Annotated in this window: 20 protein-coding genes and 1 rRNA gene; 12 read left to right on the forward strand and 9 right to left on the reverse strand. The window is 61.4% G+C overall.

What is annotated here, in order from left to right; all coding sequences use genetic code 11:
* A 16S ribosomal RNA gene (locus ACP7E0_RS13980) occupies positions 1–65 on the reverse strand; the annotation flags it as partial.
* A 680-nt stretch (positions 66–745) separates the two neighbouring features.
* Here ACP7E0_RS13980 and ACP7E0_RS13985 point away from each other — a divergent pair.
* The 7 genes from ACP7E0_RS13985 (at position 746) to ACP7E0_RS14015 (ending at position 9,872) form a co-directional block, all read left to right on the forward strand.
* Positions 746–1,690: an ornithine cyclodeaminase family protein gene (locus ACP7E0_RS13985; RefSeq protein ID WP_426125645.1), complete on the forward strand. Its 945-nt coding sequence runs from the start codon at positions 746–748 to the stop codon at positions 1,688–1,690.
* A gap of 139 nt (positions 1,691–1,829) precedes the next feature.
* Entirely contained in the window at positions 1,830–3,035 is a 1,206-nt protein-coding gene (locus tag ACP7E0_RS13990; protein WP_426125646.1) for an ABC transporter substrate-binding protein, read from the forward strand.
* Between the two features lie 70 nt (positions 3,036–3,105).
* On the forward strand, positions 3,106–4,746 hold the full coding sequence (locus ACP7E0_RS13995; protein WP_426125851.1) for an ABC transporter permease: 1,641 nt from the start codon (positions 3,106–3,108) through the stop codon (positions 4,744–4,746).
* Entirely contained in the window at positions 4,747–5,409 is a 663-nt protein-coding gene (locus ACP7E0_RS14000; RefSeq protein WP_426125647.1) for an ATP-binding cassette domain-containing protein, read from the forward strand. It begins immediately after the preceding gene.
* 5 nt (positions 5,410–5,414) lie between these two features.
* On the forward strand, positions 5,415–7,874 hold the full coding sequence (gene hrpB / locus ACP7E0_RS14005; RefSeq protein WP_426125852.1) for an ATP-dependent helicase HrpB: 2,460 nt from the start codon (positions 5,415–5,417) through the stop codon (positions 7,872–7,874).
* Positions 7,875–7,905: 31 nt separating this feature from the next.
* A complete protein-coding gene (locus ACP7E0_RS14010; protein WP_426125853.1) occupies positions 7,906–9,210 on the forward strand; it encodes an ActS/PrrB/RegB family redox-sensitive histidine kinase in 1,305 nt (434 codons plus the stop codon).
* Positions 9,211–9,287: 77 nt separating this feature from the next.
* The gene (locus tag ACP7E0_RS14015; protein WP_426125648.1) at positions 9,288–9,872 is read left to right on the forward strand and encodes an ActR/PrrA/RegA family redox response regulator transcription factor; all 585 of its coding nucleotides are present in this window, start codon (positions 9,288–9,290) and stop codon (positions 9,870–9,872) included.
* A gap of 7 nt (positions 9,873–9,879) precedes the next feature.
* Here ACP7E0_RS14015 and ACP7E0_RS14020 read toward each other — a convergent pair whose 3' ends face one another.
* Positions 9,880–10,413, reverse strand: a complete 534-nt coding sequence (locus tag ACP7E0_RS14020) for an MmcB family DNA repair protein (RefSeq protein ID WP_426125649.1) — start codon at positions 10,411–10,413, stop codon at positions 9,880–9,882.
* 182 nt (positions 10,414–10,595) lie between these two features.
* Between ACP7E0_RS14020 and ACP7E0_RS14025 the strand changes: the two genes are divergently transcribed.
* Positions 10,596–11,258 carry a L,D-transpeptidase gene (locus ACP7E0_RS14025; protein WP_426125650.1) on the forward strand — a complete coding sequence of 221 codons (663 nt, stop codon included), beginning with the start codon at positions 10,596–10,598 and terminating at the stop codon, positions 11,256–11,258.
* Between the two features lie 800 nt (positions 11,259–12,058).
* On the opposite strand, the gene ACP7E0_RS14030 is transcribed toward ACP7E0_RS14025, so the two are convergent.
* On the reverse strand, positions 12,059–14,233 hold the full coding sequence (locus ACP7E0_RS14030; RefSeq protein ID WP_426125651.1) for a malate synthase G: 2,175 nt from the start codon (positions 14,231–14,233) through the stop codon (positions 12,059–12,061).
* A 109-nt stretch (positions 14,234–14,342) separates the two neighbouring features.
* The gene (locus ACP7E0_RS14035) at positions 14,343–16,343 is read right to left on the reverse strand and encodes a hydantoinase/oxoprolinase N-terminal domain-containing protein (RefSeq protein WP_426125652.1); all 2,001 of its coding nucleotides are present in this window, start codon (positions 16,341–16,343) and stop codon (positions 14,343–14,345) included.
* Between the two features lie 204 nt (positions 16,344–16,547).
* On the opposite strand from ACP7E0_RS14035, the gene ACP7E0_RS14040 reads away from it, so the two are divergent.
* A complete protein-coding gene (locus tag ACP7E0_RS14040) occupies positions 16,548–17,102 on the forward strand; it encodes a hypothetical protein (RefSeq protein WP_426125653.1) in 555 nt (184 codons plus the stop codon).
* On the opposite strand, the gene ACP7E0_RS14045 is transcribed toward ACP7E0_RS14040, so the two are convergent.
* From ACP7E0_RS14045 to hslV, 5 genes are all read right to left on the reverse strand, one after another.
* Positions 17,065–18,459: a cytochrome P450 gene (locus ACP7E0_RS14045; RefSeq protein WP_426125654.1), complete on the reverse strand. Its 1,395-nt coding sequence runs from the start codon at positions 18,457–18,459 to the stop codon at positions 17,065–17,067. The genes ACP7E0_RS14040 and ACP7E0_RS14045 overlap by 38 nt on opposite strands.
* A gap of 81 nt (positions 18,460–18,540) precedes the next feature.
* A complete protein-coding gene (locus ACP7E0_RS14050; RefSeq protein ID WP_426125854.1) occupies positions 18,541–19,455 on the reverse strand; it encodes a DUF1402 family protein in 915 nt (304 codons plus the stop codon).
* Between the two features lie 470 nt (positions 19,456–19,925).
* Entirely contained in the window at positions 19,926–21,233 is a 1,308-nt protein-coding gene (hslU, locus tag ACP7E0_RS14055) for an ATP-dependent protease ATPase subunit HslU (RefSeq protein ID WP_426125655.1), read from the reverse strand.
* Positions 21,230–21,748: a GNAT family N-acetyltransferase gene (locus ACP7E0_RS14060; protein ID WP_426125656.1), complete on the reverse strand. Its 519-nt coding sequence runs from the start codon at positions 21,746–21,748 to the stop codon at positions 21,230–21,232. Before ACP7E0_RS14060 ends, hslU begins: the two co-directional genes overlap by 4 nt.
* Entirely contained in the window at positions 21,738–22,262 is a 525-nt protein-coding gene (gene hslV, locus ACP7E0_RS14065; protein ID WP_426125657.1) for an ATP-dependent protease subunit HslV, read from the reverse strand. The genes ACP7E0_RS14060 and hslV overlap by 11 nt, the downstream gene beginning before the upstream one ends.
* A 224-nt stretch (positions 22,263–22,486) precedes the next feature.
* Between hslV and hisB the strand changes: the two genes are divergently transcribed.
* Genes hisB through hisH form a run of 3 tightly spaced genes read left to right on the forward strand, consistent with a single transcriptional unit; the run spans position 22,487 to position 24,249 of the window.
* Positions 22,487–23,095 carry an imidazoleglycerol-phosphate dehydratase HisB gene (gene hisB, locus ACP7E0_RS14070; protein ID WP_426125659.1) on the forward strand — a complete coding sequence of 203 codons (609 nt, stop codon included), beginning with the start codon at positions 22,487–22,489 and terminating at the stop codon, positions 23,093–23,095.
* A 27-nt stretch (positions 23,096–23,122) separates the two neighbouring features.
* Positions 23,123–23,599 (forward strand): DUF2628 domain-containing protein, encoded by a 477-nt coding sequence (locus tag ACP7E0_RS14075; protein WP_426125661.1) that lies wholly within the window; start codon positions 23,123–23,125, stop codon positions 23,597–23,599.
* Positions 23,599–24,249, forward strand: a complete 651-nt coding sequence (hisH, locus tag ACP7E0_RS14080; protein ID WP_426125662.1) for an imidazole glycerol phosphate synthase subunit HisH — start codon at positions 23,599–23,601, stop codon at positions 24,247–24,249. Before ACP7E0_RS14075 ends, hisH begins: the two co-directional genes overlap by 1 nt.
* The last annotated feature ends 1 nt before the right edge of the window (position 24,250 follow it).

Genomic DNA, 24,250 nt, shown 5'->3' on the forward strand with positions numbered 1-24,250 from the left:
TCGACTTGCATGTGTTAAGCCTGCCGCCAGCGTTCGTTCTGAGCCAGGATCAAACTCTCAAGTTGAAAATCTAGTCTGGCTTTAATGGTCACGTCTGAATCGACGAGAACTTCACATATCCTCACTCAAACAATCCGTCGCCATCCGGCGCCGAACTGCCCACACCACTAAAGATGCTAAAGCAAGAACGATGTAACTTCTCATAGAAACGTGACCGCCATTGTCGACTTAAAACCGGAACTTAATCCAGTTGCGAACATCCGCCGCCCACGTTTCTCTTTCTCTCTATTCAATTGTCAAAAAACAGACGGTCAAACCGTCGAAAACCTTACCCCGAGAGCCACCAGCGTTCCCGCCTGAAACCCACAATCCGCACTAAACTTTCGTAAGAAACTTCAGAGCGAGTTCGTCGGTCGCCAGCAGCGCCGCCGCCCTCGTTGGTGAGCGGTTTATAGGCGACACACCCGAAACAAGTCAACACGACAATTTCAAAAAAATGAAGTTTCTGATAAGTAACTGAATTTGCTAGTGTATTTCAATACAGGGCCAAAACAGACGCGAATCCGGGTCACAATCATCGAAATCGGCCGCCCAAATCTTTCCCAATTGGTCAAAATTGGGAAGGAGCCGTTTGGGCGCAATTCAACGGTTATGCGCCTGCCGACACAACATCAAAACATCCTGTCCTTTGGTGCCCTTAAAAACTCCTGCTAAGGTCCATCGACTTTTATCATGGGAGAGACAGATGCTGGTCCTGAATGAAGCCGAAACGCGCGCCGCCCTACCCTGGGCCGATCTGATCGCGGCGCTCAGAACAATGTTTCGCGACGGTTGCGAGATGCCGGTGCGCCATCATCATGACGTGGCGGTTCCGGGAGAAGATGCCGCGACCCTACTTCTGATGCCGGCTTGGCAGCCGGGCAGCTATATTGGCGTCAAGATGGTGTCGGTGTTTCCGGGCAATAGCGGCCGGAACCTGCCAGCGATCCATGGTAGCTATCTGCTCTCTTCCGGCAAGACCGGCCAGCTTCTGGCCATTATCGACGGCGCGGAACTTACCGCGCGCCGCACCGCCGCCGCATCAGCGCTGGCGGCAGACTATCTCGCGGCCAAGGATGCGCGCCAGATGCTGATGGTCGGCGCCGGACGGCTGTCGCAGAACCTGATCGAGGCACATGCTTCGGTGCGGCCGATCTCCGAGGTGACGATCTGGGCGCGCGATGCCCGTAAAGCCGAGGCGACCGCAGCGCAGCTTGATCTTCCCGGAATCGCCGTCTCCGTTGCCACCGATATAGAAGAAGCTGCCCGTCAGGCCGATATCATTTCCTGTGCGACCCTCTCATCCGAGCCACTGATCCGCGGCGACTGGCTGAAGGATGGGGCGCATCTCGACCTGGTCGGCGCCTTCAAGCCGAGCATGCGCGAGAGCGATGACCGGGCCGTCGAGCGCGCCACGCTGTTTGTCGATACGCGCGATGGGGCGCTCACCGAAGGCGGTGATCTGGTTCAGCCATTGCGGGCCGGCATCATTGCCGCCGGTTCGGTGCGGGCGGATCTGTCTGAACTGACCGGCGGGCGGCATGCGGGCAGGACAGACCCGAGCGAAATCACCCTGTTCAAATCCGTCGGTGCAGCGCTTGAGGATCTGGCAGGCGCCGTTCTTGCCTTTGAACAGTCGCGGCGCGGCTGATCGCCGTCACCGGATCGTGATGGCGGTTGACCCCGGTCGGCGTTGACGGACCGCGGCCTTGGCTTAGGTTGGGGCCGCGAATTGCGATGCAAGCTTGTGGGGAAGCATGATCAGATCGACACGGCGGATGTTTATACGGATGGCGCTTTTGGCTCCGCTGGCGCTGGCTTCTATCGGACCGGCCATGGCAACCGATGCGGCCAACTGGGACCATGTACTGGCCGAGGCACACGGCGAAACCGTGTATTTCAATGCCTGGGGCGGCTCGGCCAATATCAACGCTTATATTCAATGGGCCGGCGACGCCGTGAAGGCGCGCTACGGCATCACGGTCGTGCAGGTCAAACTGGACGACACTGCAAAGGCTGTCACATCCGTGCTTGCCGAAAAGACGGCCGGGCGCAACCAGCATGGGTCCGTCGATCTCATCTGGATCAATGGCGAGAATTTTGCCGCGATGAAGCGCCAGGGCCTGCTGTTTTCGCCGGGCTGGGCAACGAAGCTGCCAAACTGGGGTCTGGTCGACATCGAGAATCAGCCGACGACGACAACGGATTTCACTATTCCGACCGAAGGACTGGAAAGTCCCTGGGGGGCGGCCAAGCTGGTGTTCTTCTATGATGAGGCCCGCACGCCACGCAAAGACCTGCCGGATTCGGCCAAGGATTTGTTGTCCTTTGCAAAAGCTCATCCCGGCCGGTTCTCCTATCCGCAACCGCCGGATTTCATCGGCTCGTCTTTTCTCAAACAGGTACTGAGCGAACTGATCGCCGACAAGGCGAAGCTGCAGAAGCCGGTCGATGATGCGACGTTCCATGCGGATGTGGCGCCGCTGTTTGCCTATCTCGATCAGTTGCATCCGCTGCTGTGGCGCAAGGGCAAGGCTTTCCCAAAAAACTATCCCGACATGAAGCAGAAGCTGGCCGATGGCGAACTCGACATCATCTTCGCGTTCAATCCGGCTGAAGCTTCGGCGGGTATCGCTGCCGGTGAACTGCCCGGCAGCGTCCGCTCCTTCGTGTTTTCGAAGGGAACGCTCGGCAACACCCATTTTGTCGGCATTCCCTATAATGCCAATGCCAAGGCGGGCGCCCTGGTACTGGCCAACTTCCTGCTGTCGCCGCAAGCACAGGTGCGAAAGGAGGATCCGAAGATCTGGGGCGATCCGACGGTGCTGGCACTCAGCAAGCTGCAAGAGTCCGACAGGGCCGCGTTCGCAGCGCTTGATCTCGGCATCGCGACATTGCCGCCGGACAAGCTGGGACCAGCACTGGCCGAGCCGCATCCCAACTGGATGACGCGCATCGAGGCGGAATGGATCAAGCGTTATGGGGCGGCAAACTGAAGGAAACCACATCCGGCCGCAGACCAGCGGTAAAACCGTGAGCCGCCGATTCAGCGTATCGGGTGTCGTGATGGCGATGATCGGCCTGCCGATCCTGGCCGGGCTTGCAGGCACGGTCGGGCCGGCCCTTGGCCTGTTGCCCGCACTCGGCGGTGACCATCTGACCCTTGAGCATTTTGCAGAGCTCGCGGCCCAGCCTCACCTGTTGCGCTCGTCGCTGATCAGTTTTGCGGCGGCGCTCGTGACCACCGGCATATCGCTCACCATCGTCATGCTGTTTATCGCCGGTTATGCGGGAACACGGATGTTTTCGCGCATCCAGCACCTGATATCGCCCCTGCTCGCCGTTCCGCATGCTGCGGCAGCCTTTGGCCTGGCCTTCCTTGTTGCCCCGTCCGGATTGGCGATGCGTCTCGTTTCGCCCGGTCTCACCGGCTATGGCAGCCCACCCGACTGGCTGGTGCCGCAGGACCCGCTGGGCTTGACGATGATGGCCGGTCTTATCGTCAAGGAAATGCCATTCCTGTTTCTGGTGATGCTGGCGGCGCTGCCGCAGGTGCCGCTCGTCCAGGCGCGGCAGCTATCGGCCAGTCTTGGCTATGGCCGCATCCGGGGGTTCCTGATCAGCGTCTGGCCGTTGATCTACCGGCAGATCCGGCTGCCGGTGTTTGCAGTTTTGGCCTATGCCAGCTCGGTCGTCGATGTAGCAATGATCCTCGGTCCGGCGCTGCCGGCGCCGCTTGCGGTGCGTATTGCCGAATGGATGGCCGATAGTGATCTGCAGATGCGATTCCTGGCGTCGGCCGGCGCGCTGCTGCAGCTCGGGCTCACTATCGCGGCGATGGTGACATGGCTGGCCCTGGAGCAGATCGGATCTGTTCTGCTGCGACGGATGTCTGGATCCGGTGTTCGTAGGGCTGATGACCGGTTGCTGCGCAGGTCGGCCTGCGCAGCCATGGCCCTAGCGGCGGCACTCGTCTTTCTCGGCCTTTTTGTGCTCTTCTTATGGTCGATTGCCGGTCTCTGGCCGTTTCCATCTCTGCTGCCGGATAGTGTTACGCTTCAGCCCTGGATGCGCGCCTTGCCGCAGGCTGGAGATGCGATTGCCACGACGATCTCGCTTGCCAGCAGTTCTGCGGCCATCGCGCTCTTGTTTTCTATCGGACTGCTGTGGCAGGGCGGCGTTCGCGACAGCCGCGCCTTTAGCAGTGTACTCTACCTGCCGTTGATCGTGCCGCAGCTCTGCTTCGTCTTCGGTCTGCAGATCCTCAGCGTGGCGCTTGGTTTTAACGCGTCCTTCGCGTTGCTATTGTTCGTGCATCTGATTTTCGTGCTGCCCTATGTCACTCTGTCCCTGTCGCAACCCTGGCAGTCGCTCGACCGGCGCTACGAAACGCTGGCGGCGGGGCTCGGCAAATCGCCGTTGCAGATCCTGCTGCACGTTCGCTTGCCGCTGTTGACGCGGGCCTGCCTCACTGCCTTTGCCGTCGGTTTTGCGGTTTCCGCCGGGCTCTATCTACCGACACTTTTGATCGGCGCCGGGCGGATTGTCACTATCACCACCGAGGCCGTGGCCCTGTCGTCCGGTGGCGACCGGCGGGCCATCGGCGTCTATGCGCTTCTGCAGACGCTGGTTCCGTTCGGCGGATTTCTGATTGCATCGCTGGTGCCGCACTTGCTATTCCGCGACCGGCGCGCGATGAGGATTTGAATGAAACCCGACACGACAGACGGCCTGCATCTGGAGGCGATTTCCATCGCCCTTAACGGCCCAGTGCTGCTGTCTCTGTCAGTGCACGTCCGGCCGGGAGAAATCCTGACGGTCATGGGACCATCCGGCTCCGGAAAATCGGCGCTGCTTGCTTATCTCGGCGGTTTTCTCGACCCGGCCTTTGCGGCCAGCGGCCGTATCCTGATCGAGGGCGACGACCTGACCGGCGTTGCGGCGGAAAAACGCCGGTGCGGCATGCTGTTTCAGGATCCGCTGCTGTTTCCGCATCTCTCGGTCGGCGGTAATCTTCTGTTCGGATTGACGCCTTCAATCGCAAAACGCGACCAGCGGCGGCGCATGGTGGAGCAGGCACTTGTGGATGTCGAACTGGAAGGGTTTTTCGATCGGGATCCCGCCACGCTATCGGGTGGGCAGAAAGCCCGGGTGGCGCTGCAGCGTGTGATGCTGTCGGCGCCGCGCTTGCTGTTGCTCGACGAACCGTTCTCCAAACTCGATAGCGACTTGCGGCAGCAGACCCGCATCCTAATTTTCTCACGGGCGAAAGCCGCTGGCCTGCCGGTCGTTCTGGTCACCCATGATCAGGCGGATGCGCAAGCCGCTGGCGGGCCTGTCGTTGTGATCGGCGAGGATACCGGCCGATGAGCGCTATGGACACCCTTCCCGATCTGCCCGTGAAGGCCATTCTACCGGTACTCGGCGAAGCATTGGCGCAGGCTCCGGCGGTCGTGCTTTCGGCGCCGCCTGGCGCCGGCAAGACGACGCTTGTGCCGCTGTTTCTGTTGGACCAGCCCTGGCGCGGCGATGGCCGGATCATCCTGCTTGAGCCGCGCCGGCTGGCGGCCCGCGCGGCTGCCGGGCGCATGGCAAGCCTGCTTGGCGAAAGCGTTGGCGATACGGTGGGCTACCGCATGCGGCTCGACAGCCGGATTTCGGCGAGGACCCGCATCGAGGTGGTGACCGAGGGCGTGTTTGCCCGGATGCTGCTCGATGATCCGGAATTGCCGGGTATTGCGGCGGTGCTTTTCGACGAATTTCACGAGCGGTCGCTGGATGCGGATTTCGGATTGGCGCTGGCGCTCGATGTGCAGCAGGCGCTGCGCGATGACCTGAAGCTGATCGTCATGTCGGCGACACTGGATGTCGAGCGGGTGGCGGAGCTTTTGGGCGGTGCGCCTGTGATCGAAAGCCAGGGGCGCAGTTTCCAGGTGGACGTGCGCTATCGTGAACGGGCATCGACGGAACGCGTGGAAGATGCCGTGACGCGGGCCATCGTCGAAGCGCATCGTGAGGAAACCGGCTCGATCCTCGCCTTCCTGCCGGGACAGGCGGAAATCACCCGAACAGTGGAACGGTTGTCCGGCCGGTTCGGTGCGGAAACAATCATCACGCCGCTGTTTGGCAATCTCAGCCAGAAGGAACAGGATGCGGCGATCCGCCCTGCTGCTGCAGGAACACGCAAGATCGTGCTGGCCACGTCGATTGCCGAAACCTCGATCACCATCGACGGTGTGCGCATCATCATCGATAGCGGGCTACAACGGCTTCCCGCTTTCGAGGCATCGACCGGCATCACCCGCTTGGAAACCGTGCGCGTCTCGCGTGCCTCCGCCGATCAGCGGGCGGGCCGTGCCGGGCGCACGGAACCGGGCATTGCCATCCGTCTCTGGCATCAGGGGCAAACGGCAGCGCTGCCCGCGTTTACGCCGCCGCAGATTCTCTCGAGCGATCTGTCAGGCCTCGTGCTGGATCTCGCCCATTGGGGCGTCACGGACCCAGCCGGCCTTGCCTTTCTCGATCCGCCGCCGGTGACGACATGGCAGGAGGCGAAGGCTCTGCTTGTTCAGCTCGGCGCGCTCGATACCAACGGCACATTGACGGCGCGCGGAAAGCAGATCCGGCAGCTGGCACTGCCGCCGCGCCTTGCCGCCATGGCTGTTTCGGCAGCGGGAGACGGCCAGGCCACTGAAGCATGTCTTCTGGCTGTGGTTCTGACCGAGCAGGGGCTGGGCGGAAGCAGCATCGATCTGGAAGACCGGCTGCGTCGCTTCAAGTCCGAGCGCGGCGACCGCGCCGATGCCTCGCGGGGGCTGGCCCGGCGGATGGCCAAGGGCTTGAGTGCGGCCAGGGATTCCAGCGATCCGGTTCAGCCCGGTATTCTCTTAATGCGGGCCTTTCCTGACCGGATCGCGTTGCAACGCGGCGGACGCGGACGGTTTGTCATGGCCAATGGCCGTGGGGCCGAACTGCCCGAAACCGAGCGGCTGGCGGGCGCCTCGATGCTGGTCATTGCCGACCTGACCGGCCGTGCCGGCGGGCAGCGTATTCTGGCCGCTGCGGAAATCTCACGTGCCGATGTCGAAGCGCACATGCCGCATGCGATCGTCCAGGAGGACCAGACCTTCTTCGACAAGCCAAGCCGGCAGGTCCGCGCACGACGGGTGACGCGGCTTGGCGCGATTATTTTCGATGAGACGCCGCTCGGCAAACCCAAGGGCGAACCGGCAGCGCGGGCGCTGGCCGATGGCGTTCGCCAGCTTGGGCTTGCGGTCCTGCCATTCTCGAGGGAAGCGGCGCAATTGCGCGACCGCGTCGGCTTTCTCTACCGCACGCTGGGTGAACCCTGGCCCGACATGTCGGATGACAGCCTGCTATCGCGGCTGGACGAATGGTTCGTGCCTTTCCAGCGCGATACGCGCGGCATCGATGATATCAATGCGGGCAGCCTCTGGGAGGGGCTGCAATCGCTGGTGCCGCACGAGGTCGCCCGTGATCTTGCCCGGCTGGCGCCCACCCATTTCGAAGCGCCGACCGGGCAGCGCCACCCGATCCGCTACGACGGCGACGAGCCGGTACTGTCGATCCGTGTTCAGGAACTCTTCGGGCTGAAGACACATCCGTCGATCGGCGGCGGGCGACTGCCGCTGCTTCTGGAACTGATCTCGCCGGGCCACAAACCGATGCAGACGACGCGCGACCTGCCCGGTTTCTGGGCCGGGTCCTGGAAGGACGTTCGCGCCGATATGCGTGGACGTTACCCGAAACACCCCTGGCCGGAAGATCCGGCCAATGCGCCGCCGACGACACGGGCAAAACCGCGTGGTACATGAGGCTTCAATGGTATTGACGACAGGAAACCGGATGATCGCGGCCGCACTCGACGGGGAAGAAGCCACCACAAGCCGGGTTCTGCGCCTGCAGACGATTGTCCGGCTGCGCTGGCTGGCCGTTGGCGGGCAATCGATCGCGGTGATGATCACCGCCTTCTGGCTACAGTTTCCGCTGCCGCTGATTGCCTGCTGCTCGTTGATTGCCCTGCTTGCGTGGGTGAACGCCTATCTAACCATTCGCTACCCGCCGACACACCGGCTGCAGCCGCCGGCCGCCTTTACCCTGCTCGGCATCGATCTTGCCCAGCTGACGGCACTTTTGTTCATCACCGGCGGCCTTGCCAATCCTTTTGCGCCGCTTGTCTGCGTTCCCGTCATCATCTCGTCCGCCTCGCAGCCGAAGTGGCACAGCATCGCGCTGGCAATCCTTGCCATTCTCGGCATTACAGCGCTTGCCTTCTCGCCCTTCCCCCTGCCCTGGTACCCCGGCGTGGTGCTGCTGATGCCAACGGTACTAACGGTTGGTATCTGGTTCGCCATCGTTGCCACCACGGCGTTCGCGGCCTTCTACACCTACCGCGTCTCGCTGGAGGCGAGTGAGCTGTCCGAGGCACTGACGGCGACGGAACTGGTTCTGCAGCGGGAGAAGCACCTTTCGCAACTCGACGGCCTTGCCGCCGCCGCCGCCCACGAACTCGGCACACCCCTCGCAACCATCAGCGTCGTTGCCAAGGAGATGGAACGTGAACTGGGCAACGATCCGCGTTTCGGCGAGGACGTTCACCTGTTGCGCAGCCAGAGTGAACGCTGCCGGGATATCCTGCGGCGCCTGACGACGCTGTCTTCGGAAAACGAAGACCATATGCGGCATCTGCCCCTGTCGTCGCTGGTTGAGGAGGTCATGGCGCCGCATCGCGAGTTCGGCATCCAGATCAACCTGATCGAGCGTGGTGACCGCGCCAAGGAGCCGGTCGGCAACCGCAATGCCGGCATTCTCTACGGGCTCGGCAATCTGCTGGAGAACGCGGTAGACTATGCCAAGAAGGAAGTGACGGTCACCGTCACCCATACGCCGGCGATCGTTTCGGTTGTCATCGAGGACGATGGCGACGGCTATGCGCCGGATATCCTCAGCCGGATCGGCGAGCCCTATGTCACCAAGCGGCAGAAAGACGACAGCGCTGGCGGCCTGGGTCTCGGATTGTTTATCGCCAAGACGCTGCTGGAGCGCTCGGGCGCCAAGCTGGCCTTTGAAAACGGTGGTCCGGAAAAGCCCGGCGCCCGCATCAGCGTCGAATGGCCGCGCATCCTGATGGACACGAAACTGTCAAAATGACTTTACGGCATTCGGTAGCGGGAATATGCGAACTTACATAGAGTGCAGGAACGAGAGACTGCACCGAGGATTGCGACATGACGGAAAACACCACCGAAGCGGCCAGCGCTGCACCCAGTGATGCTTCGCTGATCGGCACTGATACGTCCCTTTTGATCGTCGATGACGACGCGCCGTTCCTGCGCCGCCTTGCCCGCGCCATGGAAACCCGCGGCTTTGCCGTCGATATCGCCGAATCGGTTGCCGAGGGCATTGCCAAGGCCAAGACCCGCCCGCCGAAATACGCGGTCGTTGACCTGCGGCTTGGCGACGGCAGCGGTCTCGATGTCATCGAAGCAATCCGCACGCGGCGTGACGACACGCGCATCATCATGCTGACCGGCTATGGCAATATCGCCACCGCCGTCAACGCGGTGAAGCTCGGCGCAGTGGATTATCTCGCCAAGCCCGCCGACGCCGATGACATTTTCTCAGCGCTGGTGCAAAGGGCCGGCGAACGCGCCGAACCGCCGGAAAATCCGATGTCGGCCGACCGGGTTCGCTGGGAACATATCCAGCGCGTCTACGAAATGTGCGAGCGCAACGTCTCCGAGACCGCCCGGCGGCTCAACATGCATCGCCGCACGCTGCAGCGCATCCTGGCCAAGCGCGCGCCGAAGTAACGGCGCGTCAGCTTTCACCGTCCAGCGAGCCTGAAACGATGTCGCGCAAATTCGGGCTGGTATCGCCTGCCCTGTCCGCTGACCATTCGGCCAGCATCAGCCGCTGCGCCGCGACACGGGCAAAATTCAGAGTGACGGATTTGCGCGTCGGCGCCGGGAGCCTATGTTCCGGCGCATCGCGGATCATCTCGGCGTCGTAACCATCCGACAGCAGCAGCCCGCATTCCTCTGGAAAAATATCCAGCGGCACGCCGCGATGGGTGGCGAAATAGAGCCGGTCGGAATGCATCCGGTAGTCCGGCCATTTCCGGTCCACCTTGAAATCCTCGATCGACGTCTTGATCTCGACGATCCAGATCTCGCCTTTCGGCGAAATGGAGATCAAGTCGGCACGCCTGCCGCTGGCAAGCGTCAGTTCCGGCAGTACGGCATGGCGCAATTCATGCAGGTAACGCTGCACGCCGCGGCGAACCATCAGCGCACGTTGCGACTGTCGCCCGTCGATCAAAGGACTATCGTTGTGGATAGAGAGAATCGCCATGCTTTAAACTCTGGCACAAGGCCGCTTTTGTTGCAAAAAAACACTCCGTGGAGTTTTTGAATCATCCAGCAGGAATGCTGCACCGCATTCACTTGCAATCATGGTGCCGATCGAAAATAAACCATAATCGCTGATGGTCGAATCAGCCCAGATATTCTTAACTTCATTACAAGAGACACCTCATGCGCTTCCGCAATGCAGTTCTGCTGTGCAGCCTCGCGGCTACACTCGCCTTGGCCAGTTGCTCCACGGCGCCGATCTCTCCCATCGGCGAAAAAGTAGCGACAAATCAGATCTTTTCCGATGGATACGGCCCGGTCGAGGATCACGGCTACGCCCTGCCGGCGATCCCGATCAACAAGGTCAATGAGCGTTTTCACCGCCAGATCGTCGAATATGTCACGGATGAAAAGCCAGGCACGATCGTCGTCAACACGCCAAACCGTTTCCTCTATTTCGTGCTGCCTGGTGGCAAGGCTGTTCGCTACGGCATCGGCGTCGGCAAGGCCGGCTTTGCATGGGAAGGCCGCGCCTACGTCGCCTGGAAGCAGGAATGGCCGACATGGCACCCGCCGAAGGAAATGGCCGTGCGCAAGCCGGACGTTGCCCAGTATGTCGAGAACGGCATGGGGCCTGGCCTGCGCAACCCGCTCGGCGCCCGCGCCATGTACCTGTTCAACGATGAAGGCAAGGACACGCTGTTCCGCATCCACGGTTCGCCGGAATGGGCTTCGATCGGCACCGCCGCTTCGTCCGGCTGCATCCGCATGATCAACCAGGACATCATCGACCTCTATGCCCGCGTCCGTCCGGGCAAGAACACCCACGTCATCGTCCAGCAGTAACTGCTGCTTCGACCGAGTGTCAGATGTTTCAGATCCCCGGCTTGTCCGGGGATTTTTGACTCCTCGACATGCCGAGATGACACGGGTCCGCCTTCGCACGGCGAAATCGCCTGCGGTTTTCAAAGAGCATGGAGAGCGCACGCGGATGCGGAACCTCTCAAAAAAATTTCAACATGGCACCGCGTCCGCGTGGCCTTTGGCTTGTCTCGGGGCTTCCGGCCCCTACGAATGATTACCCCGTCTCGCTGCATCCCGGCCTTTGCGCCAGAACTTGCATGGCTCAACCAAACCGCAGCCTGGAAGCCGCGGGGGAGACGTTTTCAAAGCGGTTTCCCGCCTGGGCACCATCCCCCGCCATCACGACCGCACGTTACGGCCGCGACGACGGGCACCAGCCTCCCCCTGTCCACGACCGTCTCGCGCAACACTCCGGTGGCGGAGGCTTGAGCAGTATGCCCTGTCTTTTGGGGGCGGGGAAAAACGGGGATGATTTTTTTTTGAAACGATGCCCTGTGGCTGGTGGCGGCGAAGGTATGCGCGGGGATAGCGATCATCCGGGACGGTTGCGTCCGCACCCTCTTCTCCCCCACGGGGAGAAGGTGGCCCGAAGGGCCGGATGAGGGGGCAACAAGCTGTGAATGTGCCGAACCGCCCCCTCATCGCCTCACTGCGTTCGGCACTTCTCCCCGCTGGGGAGAAGTGGGAGTGCGCTGCAAGCAATTGATAATTATAGGAAAATTTTCTCCTCGTGGGCACGCCGAATGTGGAGACAGGAAATCCTGAAGCTCCACGTCAACCCATCAAACAGACACAGCCTCGCTTGCCTTCAGCTCCAGACGGCGGCGATGCAGGACGGGTTCGGTGTACCCGTTTGGCTGTTCGCGGCCCTTGAGCACCAGTTCGAGTGCTGCCTGGAACGCGATGGAGCCGTCGAAATTGCCGGCCATCGGCGTGTAGGCCGCATCCCCGGCATTCTGGCCATCGACGACAGCGGCCATGCGCTGCATCGTCTCGACGATCTGCGCCTCGGTAACGACGCCATGATGCAGCCAGTTGGCCATGTGCTGGGCGGAGATGCGCAGTGTGGCGCGGTCTTCCATCAGGCCGATATTGTTGATGTCCGGCACCTTCGAGCAGCCGACACCCTGGTCGATCCAGCGGACGACATAACCGAGAATGCCTTGCGCGTTGTTGTCCAGCTCGCGCTGAATTTCCTCTGCCGTCCAGTTCGGACGCGATGCGACCGGAACCGAGAGGATATCGCTGAGCTTTGCCCGTTTCCGGCTCTTCAGGTCCTTCTGAACTGCCGAGACATCGACCTTGTGATAGTGGGTCGCATGCAGCGTCGCAGCGGTTGGCGAGGGAACCCAGGCGGTGTTGGCGCCAGCCTTCGGATGCGCGATCTTCTGTTCCAGCATCGCCGCCATCAGATCGGGCATGGCCCACATGCCCTTGCCGATCTGCGCGTGGCCGGACAGGCCGCATTCCAAGCCGATATCGACATTCCAGTTTTCGTAAGCCGCAATCCACGCCGCCTGCTTCATGTCGCCCTTGCGGATCATCGGGCCTGCTTCCATCGAGGTATGCATTTCATCGCCGGTACGATCGAGGAAGCCGGTGTTGATGAAGACGACGCGCTCTTTGGCAGCGCGGATGCATTCCTTCAGGTTGACCGTCGTGCGGCGCTCCTCGTCCATGATGCCCATTTTCATCGTATTCGGCGCCATGCCGAGCGCCTGCTCGACGCGGCCGAAGATTTCCGAGGCGAAGGCAACCTCTTCCGGACCGTGCATCTTCGGCTTGACGACATACATCGAGCCTTCGCGCGAATTCATCCGGCGGCCATTCGGACCGATGTCATAGAGCGCGATCAGGCCGGTGATCATGGCATCCATGATGCCTTCCGGAACCTCGTTGCCATCGCGGTCCAGGATAGCCGGATTGGTCATCAGGTGACCGACATTGCGCACCAGCATCAGCGCACGGCCTTTCAGCATGACCTCGCCACCCTGCGGCGCGGCAAAGCTGAAATCCGGGTTGAGCTTGCGGATAAACGTCTTGCCACCCTTGCTGACCTCTTCCTGCAGGTCGCCCTTCATCAGGCCCAGCCAGTTGCGATAGACGACGATCTTGTCTTCGGCATCGACGGCTGCAATCGAATCCTCGCAATCCATGATCGCGGTGATGGCCGATTCGAGGATGACGTCGGAGATATGCGCCTTGTCGTCCTTGCCGGTTGCCGTCGAGGCATCGATGACGATCTCGATATGCAGGTTGTTCTTCTTCAGAAGCAGATGCGACGGCGAAGCCTTGTCGCCGCGATAGCCGGCGAACTGAGCAGCGTCAGTGAGTTTTACCGGACCTGATGCGGTCGAGATCGACAGAGATGCGCCATCAACGGCAAGCGCCGTCACATCGCCCCAGCCGCCGGCCGAAAGCGGGGCGCTGGCATCCAAGAAACCGCGTGCCCAGGCGATGACCTTCTGGCCGCGAACGGGATTGTAACCCCTGCCCTTTTCAGCGCCGCCATCCTCGGTAATCGCGTCCGTGCCATAGAGCGCGTCATAGAGCGAACCCCAGCGGGCATTGGCGGCATTCAGCGCATAGCGGGCGTTCATGACGGGGACGACGAGCTGCGGCCCGGCGATCGTGGCGATTTCCGGATCGACATTACTGGTGGACACGGTGAAATCCGGGCCTTCCGGCAGAAGATAGCCGATCTCCTTCAGGAAGCCTGCATAGGCCGCCATATCGACAGGGGCGCCGTTTTTCCGGTACCAGCTGTCGAGCTTTTCCTGCAGCGCGTCACGTTTGGCGAGCAGCTCCCGGTTCTTCGGGGCGAGATCATGGACGATCTGCGAGAAAGCCGTGAAGAACTGGTCCACGTTGACGCCGGTGCCGGGCAACGCTTCCTTGACGAGGAATTCGTGCAGATCCGCATCGATTCCCAAACCATTCTTTTCTATCCGGCCCATCGGCAACTCCATGAATTAACGCTCAAATTTGAGAGGCCGCAGTCTCTCACGGTTTCATTTCCTGTCAATCCAGCAAGAATGCGAAGAATTATTTCCAAAAAAGAACAAATCAATCGTGTGCGATTCGCGGACGGCCACTGGCAACAGCAGTGAACCGGGCTTCGACCAACTTACGGCTGCCCTCGATTTCCGGCGCATCGATCTCCTCGCGCATCACCAGGGCCGGCTCATCAGCACCACTCGACCGGGCCGAGGCCAGGGCTGCCATTTGTGCCCGTTCGCGGGCCGATGCGAAAGCCTGATCCTGATCGAGGAACCGGCTGCTGGGGCCGGCACCGTTGACGATGAAGATACCCTCATCCGGCGCAGTGACAAAGACCGTAACGGAGGCCCGCACCTGGCCGACGATGGCGCCGACAGCATTGGCAACCCCCGCTTCGGCCGGGATTGATGATTCGGCGCCGAGCATCTCGGCGATAGCCGGGTAATAGACCGGTGCGGACGCCCCGAGCCCGACCAGCGGGCGATCCAGAGACAGCGAGAAGGCGACGATGCCCGGCTCGCGTTTCAACGCCCGGTCGACAGCAAGCGATACGGCCGGATCGATGGCCGCACCGTCTTCCGCCAGGCAGGAGGCAAGAATGACCTCGGCGGACTGGCGGGTAAGCCTGGCGACGATCATCTCCGACAGCGCTTCGGCTGAAGACGCGATCGGCTTACCCGAGCCGTCCTTCACCCGGGCCGCCAGTTCAGCGCCCAGCCGGGCCGCCGTTGCATTCCACTGGTCCTGCCGCCCCAGAACATGCATGGCATCGGACGGGGTGAGACCGCAGATATGGACCAGGCCGCGTGCCACCAGCCTGTCCAGCGTCGCCTTCTGCAAGGTGCTGGTCAGAATGCTTTCCAGCGCCACCGGCACGGCACCGATGCGCTCGTACAAAACCTGCTCCTGCGGCTGGAGGCCGCTTGCCAGCTGATCGGGAAGGCCGGTGCGCACGGCCAGACGGCCATCATAGCGGCCGACATGGGCGGTGCGCAGCTGCCGCTCGAGCACGGAAATGACGGCGGCCTCATGCTCGACGGCGGCCAGGCTAAGCGGCAGGAACCGGCGCGGGCCAAGATCGATCTTCGCCTGCAGCCCGCGATCGTTGATGCGGACTTCCGAATCGCCGCCGAGACCGAAGGTGCGCATCGCCACCGCCTCGACCATGGTACGGAACCCGCCAACGACAGCGCCTTCGCCATCCAGACGCGGACGGCCCTTGTCGAGCACCGCTACATCCGTGGTGGTGCCGCCGATATCGGAGACGACCGCATTGTCGAGGCCGGTCAGGTGCCGGGCGCCGACGAGGCTTGCCGCCGGGCCGGAGAGAATGGTTTCGATAGGCCGCAGCCGGGCCTCGGCCGCCGAAATCAGCGCGCCATCGCCGCGCACGACCATCATCGGTACATCGATGCCGCGGGTTTTCAGAAAACCTTCGCAGGCGCCGATCAGCCTGTCGATCATCGAGACGAGACGGGCGTTGAGAAGCGTTGTCAGCGCCCGGCGCGGGCCACCAAGCTTGGAAGACAGCTCGTGGCTGCAGGTGACCGGCAGATGCGAGACTTCGCGGATACGGTCGCGCACCCGTTGTTCGTGAGCCGGATTCCGGACAGCGAAATAGCCGGCGACGGCGAAGGAGGAAACCTGGGTTGTCAGTTGTGGCAGGGCTTCGTCGAGCAGCGTCATATCGAGCAGCGTCTCGCCGCCATGGACATTATGGCCGCCGGGCAGGAAGATCACCGGATCAGTCCCCAATGCTTCCTGAAGGCCGTCCCGCTTCAAATCTTCCGGGCCAAAACCGATCATCACCAGACCGGCGCGGCCGCCCTGCCCTTCGACCAGCGCGTTGGTGGCAAGCGTCGTCGATAGCGACACCAGGCCGATGGCGGAGGCGGGTGCCTTTGCCTGTTGAAGCACCGCCTCAACGGCACCGGCAATGCCGACCGAGAGATCGTGACGGGTGGTCAGCGCCTTTGCCTTGGCAACGACCCCATGGGTCTCGCTGAAAAGAACCGCGTCGGTATAGGTTCCGCCGGTATCGATACCGAGGAGAAGATGGTCAGTCACGAGAGCGTCCATTCGGGCAGTACCGGAAACCCGGCTTCAAAGGATATGCACGAGGTGATATGACATCTTTCAGCGAAAGACCATCGCTTCGCCGACATCGGCAATCAGGCTGCGCGACAGTGCGGGAATAAGGATCATGGCATGACTGGATTCTCACGTATGCTCTTGCTTGTTCTTGCGTTTGCTAACGCCCCGGCGTTCTCAATGCCTGTTTTTGCGCAGGAAGCGAGCGATGAGGAAGAATACAAGCCGGTGCTTCCGGATGTCGCCATCTACAAGGCAATGCTCGATGCCAACAAGACGACCGGCTGGATCCAGTTCCGCAATTACGACGACAAGCAGCTGATCTATTTTACCGCACTGCAGACCATGCATTGCCGGCTCTCGGAAATCCGCTACTCGGTCAATTCCGACACGCTCGACAAGCGTTTTCCGCTCGGCAAATGCAATCCGCAGATCCCGTTCAACCTGCCCGACAGCAATACCAACGAGTATATCTACATTTCGCTGCCGGCCGGAGAGGCGAAGACGCTCGCGATCCAGGCCGTCTGGGACGATGGCGCCGGCAGCGAGATCGTCGTCTACAAGCCCTGCGAGGGTGTTGGCGACGCGACCTGCGCGGCGATCAAGACGATCAAGCGGCCGAAGAAGCAAATGCAGGAGCCGGTAGCGTCCGATTCGCCGATCCGTGCCGTGCAATCGGAAACGCCCGGCAAGGCCTTCAGCGCGCCGACGCCCTCAGGGGCAGCCCGCCCCTAGGCTGGGTGGTCAGCCGCTGCACCGGCCAAGGTTTTGTCTCAGGCGTCATGTCGAAGCGGAAGCGTTTCATCAGCACGCCAAGCGCAATCACCGCTTCCTGCAGCGCGAACGTCGCGCCGATGCAGATGCGCGGCCCGGCGCCGAACGGCAGGTACTGGAACCGGTGCAGCTTGTCGCGGTTTTCCGGCAGAAAGCGTTCCGGCATGAAGGCGCTTGGCTTGTCCCAGTAGAGCACATGGCGATGCAGCGTCCAGGGCATGATCAGAACCGCAATACCCTTGGGGATATCCACCCGCTCGCCCTGCGAAGAAGTCCAGGAATCCGCCTCGATGGCAGCCCGGTTGATCGACGGTGCCGGCGGATAGAGCCGCATCGCCTCCTCGAACGAAGCCCGCACATGCGGCATCAGGTCGAGCCAGTCCACCGGCTCGGCTCCGCTCGACAGCACGGCGTCGATCTCGGCTTCCATATTGGCACGCACATGCGGAGAATTGGCGACGCAATAGAGCGTCCAGGCGAGTGCCCGCGCCGTGGTTTCGTGTCCTGCGCCAATGAAGGTCAGGATATTGTCGGCGATCTCGTCGGTGGACAGCCCCTGTGGCCGCTCCAGCTGCAGGAGAAGCGTCAGGAAATCCTGTGGTGCGGCCTCCGGGTCTGAGCGCATCAGCTGCCGCCGCTGGTCCATGGTCTTGGCAACGATCGCCTGGAATTCCGCCATCACCTTGGCGCCGCCGATGCGGGTGATCCGGGACACCCAGGACGGGGCCAGCAGAATGTCCATCGGATCGACGCGGCCCATCCGGTGCAGCAGCCGTTCGACGCTATCGGCAAACCCCTCGGTCTCGGCGGCGATCTGGCCGGAAAACAGCGTTTCCGAGAGAATTTCGTAGGTCAGCTCGGTCATGTCGGTGGCGATATTCACCACCGAACCCGTGGCGGCGGCCTCGTCATATTTCGCGGCATATTCCTCGGTCTTTGACAGCATCCTGGCGGCAAAGCCCCGTGCATGGCGCGGCGTGAACACCGTCGCTATGGCTTTGCGCGAGCGTTTCGAGACCTCGCCCTCGGCGGTCAGCAGCCCATCGCGCAGGATCGGCCGCACGATGAGGCGGCGAACCTTGGACATTTCGTAGTTCGCGGCATTTTCGACGAGGATATAGCGGATCAGATTGGGAGCGTTGACGATCAGGGTACGCTGCGTGACAAACTTGGTGTCGATCCAGCGCAGCGTGTAGGAGGGCTCGCCCCACAGCTCCAGAGGATTGCGCATCACCGTGCGGATGATCTGCAGACGCGACGGCGGCACCGTGCGGGGGATTGGCGCTGGCGGCTCGAACGGTTCGGGTCTCATATCCATGAAGATACTTTCCATACGCCGCCAACCATGCACGGCGGCCATCGCGCATCTTCACATGAAGATAAGGCGATTTCAGGAAAGTTAAAGCAGCGCCTTCAGGTCCGCGAGCTTGTCGTTGACCAGCCAGCCGTAATAATTTTCCTCCGGCCACTGCACCTCGCCGCCCTTGTTCTTCGCGGCAAGAGCCGCCGCGCGCTGATCGGGGTTGCCGACATTGTAGAGCGTCGAGGTAATGCCGGGATTGTCGGAAATATCCATGCCGGCGATCGACTTGTAGGCATCGATCGAGTGGCGGATCGAGGCGGCCATATAGGCAAGCGACTGGTCCGGATCCATGATCGCCTTGTAGACACCGGCGGCATCGTTTTCATCCAGCCGGTCATAGCCGGAAACGCGCGACACCATATCGGTCAGCATCAGCGCGGTCAGCGGATTGATCTGGCCAAGGCCAAAGGTCTGGCCGGCAAAGAACGGCTGGAAGAACACCGCGCTGAAGCGATTGTTCGGATAGGCGGTGCCGCCAACCGCATTGCCGCGGAACTGGCTGTCCCAGACGCTTTCACGGCAGGTCCACAGCGCATAGGAGCTTTTCTTGCCCACGCATTTGGAAAATTCCGGACGGGCCACGAATTGCGCCACCGTTTCGCCCTCGTAGCCGAACCGGAAACTGTCGCCGGCATAGGCGGCGGCCTTGACGTAATAGGACTGCAGCCGGTCATAGGCGTCGACATTGTAGGTATGCTCGCCGACGATGGCGCCGATCATGTGGATCGGGTCGATGCCATAGGCACGCGCCGTCGACTTGATCTTGCCCATCAGCTTGCTGTCATTGGCCAGCAGATTGTGCACCTTGTCGTATTTGGCATCAAACGAGGTCTTGCCGGCCTTGGTCCGGCGCAGGGATGCACCCGGCACGTTCGGCTGTTCCTGATACCGGTTGCCCTCGGGCACCACACGAATGCCGTCCGCCATTGCGGGGCCGGTAACGGCAATCATGGCCGCGACGAAAAGCATCTGAAGAATGGGGCGCACGCTCTGTTTCCTGTGAACCTGTCTTGACGTTCCGGATGTGCCGGGACGCATGCGGCAAAATCGTGTCGGAATCATGCCCGGCACGGACAAAGGCTTATCGCGTGAAGGGGATGCAAACAAGCAGTGCAATCGTTTGAGGATGCACGTGGGTTTTGCTTTGGTTGCGGATAAATGCCTCGGGTTGCTTTCTTTCGGATGCCCGAACCCCCAACTCCGTCATCCTCGGGCTTGACCCGAGGATCTATTTCCTCAGTCCATTTGATGGGGTTTCATGTTTTGGCAAGGGACCCATCCGGCTCTTATGGTAGATCCTCGGGTCAAGCCCGAGGATGACGGAAGGTAGGGTATTGTAGCGCCAACAACCGATTTTCTGGCTTGCCGGGGCTTAAAAGAAGCAATCCTCAGTAGGCGCTCCTTCCAGACTTTCGTACTGCCTACAGAATATAACGCGACAGATCCGTGTTGGCGGCGAGATCGCCGACATGTTTCTGCACATATTCCGCATCGATCGTCAGGGCCTCGCCGGACTTGTCCGGTGCTGCATAGGAGATCTCGTCGAGGACCCGTTCCATGACGGTCTGCAGACGCCGGGCGCCGATGTTTTCGACGCTGGTGTTGAGCTTGACCGCAACATCGGCCAGCGCATCGAGTGCGTCTTCGGTGAAGTCCAGATTGACGCCTTCCGTTTCCAGAAGCGCCTTGTACTGGCGGATCAGACTGACTTCGGTTTCCGTCAGGATGCGGCGGAAGTCTTCCTTGGTCAGCGCCTTCAGCTCGACGCGGATCGGCAGGCGGCCCTGCAATTCCGGCAGGAGATCGGACGGCTTGGAGACATGGAAGGCGCCCGAGGCGATGAACAGGATATGGTCGGTTTTCACCGGACCATACTTGGTCGCGACCGTGGTGCCTTCGACCAAGGGAAGCAAGTCGCGCTGCACGCCTTCACGTGAAACACCCGCACCCATGCCGCCATCGCGGGCGGCGATCTTGTCGATTTCGTCGAGGAAGACGATGCCGTCATTTTCGGCCGAACGCACGGCCTCGCGCTGGATTTCCTCATTGTCGAGCAGCTTGTCGGATTCGTCGTTGATCAGGATGCCGTAGCTCTCCTTGACCGTCGTGCGAACCTTCTTGGTGCGCTGCCCCATCGCCTTGCCGAACATTTCCGACAGGTTCAAAACGCCGATATTGGCACCGGGCATGCCGGGGATTTCGAAGCCGCCGCCGGGCGTTGCCGTATCGGCAATCTCGATGTCGATTTCCTTGTCATCCATCTCGTTGGCCCGCAGCTTCTTGCGGAAACTGTCGCGTGTGGCTGGCGAAGAGGTCGCGCCAACCAAAGCGTCAAGCACGCGCTCCTCGGCATTCAGATGCGCCTTGGCCTTGACGTCGGCGCGCTTCTTTTCGCGCACCAGGCCGATCCCGACTTCGACAAGGTCGCGGATGATCTGCTCGACATCACGGCCGACATAGCCGACTTCGGTGAATTTCGTCGCTTCGACCTTGATGAAGGGCGCGCCGGCGAGCTTGGCCAGACGGCGGGAAATCTCCGTCTTGCCGACGCCGGTCGGGCCGATCATCAGGATGTTTTTCGGCATGACTTCGTCGCGCAACTCATCGCTGAGCTGCTGGCGGCGCCAGCGGTTGCGCAGGGCGATGGCAACTGCGCGCTTGGCATCGTGCTGGCCGATGATGAACCGGTCGAGCTCCGACACGATTTCGCGGGGTGAAAATGTGGTCATCTGGTCCTCTCAAATTCTGTCCGGGTCAATTCCATCAGGATTGTGCGCCCAGAGCTATCGTTCCATTCGCCATAGGGGGTGAACCCCGCCTTGGCATAAGCCTTGATGGCTCGGGTATTTCTTGCATCCGGGTCGATGATGATACGTGGCGCCGTGCCGGCAAAAAGCTGTGGCACAAAAGCCCGGATCGCCTTGGAGGCTACGCCCTTCCCGGTCATGCCGGCCGGACCAACGAAGATATCGATCCCCGGCGTATCGGGTGTCAGGTCCTTTGCCCAGCGATCGCCTTCATATTGCACCGGTAGCCAGGACTGGATGTAGCCGGCAGGCTCACCATCGACGAAGAAAATGAAACCCTTCGTGTTTCCTGTAGTCCGGTCTTCGCGGATCAGCTCGAGCTCATCCTGCGGGTCGCCCCACCACTCACGCACATGCGGCTGCGACAGCCAGCCAAGCAGCATCGGCTCATGGCTCGCATCGACAGCCACAAAGGCAATGGTCTGATCAGGCTGCATCGAGCTTTTCGATAACGATGTTGCCGTTGGTATAGACGCAGATATCGCTGGCGATCTCCATCGCCCGGCGCGCGATCTCTTCAGCGCTTTTATCAGTATCCATCAACGCCCGCGCTGCGGCGAAGGCATAATTGCCGCCCGAGCCGATGGCGATGGTGCCGTGTTCCGGTTCAAGCACATCGCCATTGCCGGTGATGGCAAGGGTGATCGACTTGTCGGCCACCAGCATCATCGCTTCGAGATTGCGCAGGTATTTGTTGGTGCGCCAGTCCTTGGCAAGCTCGACAGCGGCCCGCATCAGTTGATCGGGATACTGTTCGAGCTTGGATTCGAGCCGTTCCAGCAGCGTGAACGCATCGGCTGTGGCGCCGGCAAAACCGGCGATGACCTCGCCCTTGCCCAGGCGGCGAACCTTACGGGCATTGCCCTTCATCACGGTTTGGCCGAGGCTCACCTGGCCATCGCCCGCCATCACCACCTGTCCGCCCTTCCGGACGGTAATAATCGTTGTCATGAAACCCACCCTGCCCGGCTTCCGGGCCGCTTCGACGAGCCGAACATCGGCTCCGTTGAAACCTATGTAAGTGCGCTTTTGCCGATTGCAAATAGCCCACGTCGCGCTCCCCCTGCCCCCGTCAATCCGGCGGCGTTTCGCGCCTGCGAGAATCATGGCGGCAGTTCTGGATATTTCGCCCACCGCCTGATAAGGAGCGGCTCTATCACATTCGGGAGAACCTGATGGCCGACAAGCAAGTGAGCCGCACCAGCAGCGTTTCGCGCAAGACCAACGAAACCTCGGTGACCGTGTCCGTCAATATAGACGGCACCGGCACGTCGCGGATTTCGACCGGCGTCGGCTTTTTCGACCATATGCTGGATCAGCTTTCCCGCCATTCGCTGATCGACATGGACATCGTTGCCGAGGGCGACCGGCATGTGGACGATCATCATACCGTGGAAGACACAGGCATCGCCATCGGCCAGGCGCTTTCCAAGGCGCTCGGCGACCGGCGCGGCATCACCCGCTACGCCTCACTCGACCTTGCCATGGACGAAACGATGACCCGCGCTGCCGTCGATGTCTCCGGCCGGCCGTTCCTTGTCTGGAACGTCGATTTCTCGGCGCCGAAGATCGGCACGTTCGACACGGAACTGGTGCGCGAATTCTTCCAGGCGCTGGCACAGCACGGCGGTATCACGCTGCATGTGCAGAACATCTACGGCGCCAACAACCATCATATCTCCGAAACCTGCTTCAAGGCCGTTGCCCGCGTGCTTCGCACGGCAACAGAGATCGATCCGCGCCAGGCAGGCCGCGTTCCTTCGACCAAGGGAACGCTGGTCTGATCCGGCCCATAGTGAAAGTTGGCTGACATGGCCTCCTATCTGGTTCTGACGTCTCCCGGCGCTCCGAAGAGCGACGAAAATGCACGCTTCATCGCCGACAAGTTTTCCTGGATCGCCTTCGTCTTTCCGGCGTTCTGGTTGTTGTATCAACGCCAATGGATTGCCGGTATCACCGTCGCCATCCTGCAAGGGCTCATTGCCTTTGCAATCCCGGAGCCAAGCCTGGCGGGATTGCTGATCGAGCTGGCCCTGCGCCTGCTTGTCGCCCTGGAAGGGCCGGCCTTTATTGCCCAGCGCTTGCAATCCAAGGGCTGGACGTTGCAGTCGATTATCACCGCCAACGATCTGGCCACCGCCGAAATGATCTATGATCACACAGTGGCCACCGAAAGCGCGGTCGAAGGCGAAGCCATCTGGCAACCACCGGTGCTGCCGACGGCAACCGCAAAGCCCGCCGATGGCCGCGCCGCCGTCGGCCTGTTTGAAAATTATGGAGAACGCTGATGCGCGTTGCGATCATCGATTACGGATCCGGCAATCTGCGCTCGGCCACCAAAGCCTTCGAGCGGGCGGCACGTGAAGCCGGCATCAACGCCGACATCGAACTGACCGACAAGGCCGACCGCGTTGCCAGCGCCGACCGGATCGTGCTGCCCGGCGTCGGTGCCTATGCCGACTGCCGCCGAGGCCTCGATGCCGTCGATGGCATGCGGGAAGCGCTGAACGAAGCGGTGGAGACATCCGGCCGGCCGTTCCTCGGCATTTGCGTCGGCATGCAGCTGATGTCATCGCGCGGGCTGGAAAAGACGACGACGGAAGGATTTGGCTGGATCAAGGGTGATGTCGTCGAGATGGTGCCCGCCGATCCCGCGCTGAAAATCCCGCAGATTGGCTGGAATACGCTGACGCTGAAGAAGCCGCATCCGCTGTTCGATGGCATCAAGACCGGTGAGGATGGGCTGCATGCCTATTTCGTCCATTCCTACCATCTTGCCGTTGAAAACCCCGACGACCTGATCGCCACCACAACATATGGCGGCCCGGTGACGGCGTTTGTTGCCCAGGGAAACAAGGCCGGCGCCCAGTTCCATCCGGAAAAGAGCCAGACGCTCGGCCTTGCCCTCATCTCGAATTTTCTGCGCTGGAAGCCCTGAC

This window comes from Pararhizobium sp. PWRC1-1 (assembly GCF_049897905.1).
In the GTDB taxonomy this organism is placed as follows: Bacteria; Pseudomonadota; Alphaproteobacteria; order Rhizobiales; family Rhizobiaceae; genus Pararhizobium.